Below are 1,708 nucleotides of genomic sequence, written 5' to 3' on the forward strand. Positions count from 1 at the left end.
GTACCTCAACCGAGCCTACGGGCACCGTTGTTAGCATCAGTATCGTGGATGTCAATGGCGATAGTTATGGATTAAGTGCCACCGTCCTCGCTGATGGTTCATGGCAAGTAACAGCACCAAGCTTACCGGATGGCAGTTATACAGTGACCGCCAGTATTACCGATGCGGCAGGCAATACCGGCAGTGACACCGGCACTGGCAGTGTGGATACCTTAGATCCGTTGATCAGTATCAATAGCCTCGGAGCCATTAATGATGATACGCCGACACTCAGTGGCACCTCATCAGAGCCACAAGGAACGGTGATAAACCTCACTGTCACCGACAGCGGTGGGACAGTTACCACACTCAGTGCCACGGTTGATGTCAATGGTGACTGGGCCGTTACCGCCCCAGTTTTAGCCGATGATGATTATACGGTGGTTGCGAGCGTCAGTGATGCGGCGGGCAATAGCAACAGTGCCACCGATACCTTCACACTCAATACCTTAGCGCCAAGTATTACCATCAATGCGATTGGTGAAACCAATGACACCACACCGACCATTAACGGAAGCAGTGATGCGCCAGATGGCAGTGTTGTCACTGTGGTGATAAATGATGGAATTAATCCAGCAGAGACTATTCAAACCACCGTAACCGGCGGCACGTGGAGTGTCACGGCCAGTAGTGATTTAGCCGAAGGTGACTTTACGGTGACCGCCACCGTTGAAGATGCCGTGGGTAATCAAGGCACGGCCACAGTTACTGGGATTATCGACACCACCATGCCGGATATCAGCATTAATCCGCCAGCCGACACGAATGACACCACGCCTACTATCAGCGGCACGGCCAGTGCGCCACAAGGCAGCATTGTCACCTTAGGATTTAATGATGCGGCAGGCAACTCACACACAGTCACCACGCAAATGACACCATCAGGCACCTGGTCAGTGCCTGCGCTGGAGGTATTGGCTGAAGGCGAATACACAGTCACTGCGAGTGTCTCAGATCAAGCGGGCAATCCAGCCAGCGCCAGTGTCACCGGGGTGATTGATGTAACGGCTCCAATGCTCAGTGTGGATGCACTGGCAGACAGCAGTGATGTGACCCCCCTTATTAGTGGCCAAAGTAGTGGTGTGCCAGCAGGCACACAAGTAACGATTGAAATCATCGCTTCAAATGGCGCAGTACAAAGCGCGACAGCCCTAACGGATGGCGCAGGAAATTGGTCGGTGGAGGTCAGTAACGCGCTCGTCGAAGGCGAGTACACAGTGAATGTCAGTGTGACAGACTCCGCAGGCAATACCGGCACCGATAGCGAAACTGGGGTGATAGACACAACAGCGCCGAGCGTCACTATCGATGCACCGGCGTTGACCAACGACAATACGCCGCTGGTTACAGGGACATCGGATCTAGCCAATAGTGACATTGCGATTACCTTTACGGATGGCAATGGCAGCCATACGGTGACAGTACAAACCAATGCTAGCGGTAATTGGAGTGCAGAAGCCACGCAGCCGCTTATCGATGGTGCGTACACCGTGACTGCCAGTCTCACTGATGCCGCAGGTAATACCGGCAACGCCAGTGACAATGGCGTGGTGGATACAATTCCACCAGAGCTTGCGTTTGTGCCCACCTTCCTATTAGGACAGTTAGTGTCTCTCAGCGGTACCTCCGATTTACCTGCTGGTAGTACTATCACCATCACTGAAAATCT

General features: G+C 53.2%; 1 protein-coding gene. It reads left to right on the forward strand.

Annotated features, from left to right (window positions below):
- Nucleotides 1-1,708: Ig-like domain-containing protein (locus H5154_RS22605; protein ID WP_182719711.1), on the forward strand; the 1,708-nt coding region annotated here is incomplete at both ends.

Origin of the sequence: Pseudoalteromonas sp. SR44-5, assembly GCF_014163675.1 — a bacterium.
GTDB lineage: Bacteria > Pseudomonadota > Gammaproteobacteria > Enterobacterales > Alteromonadaceae > Pseudoalteromonas > Pseudoalteromonas rhizosphaerae.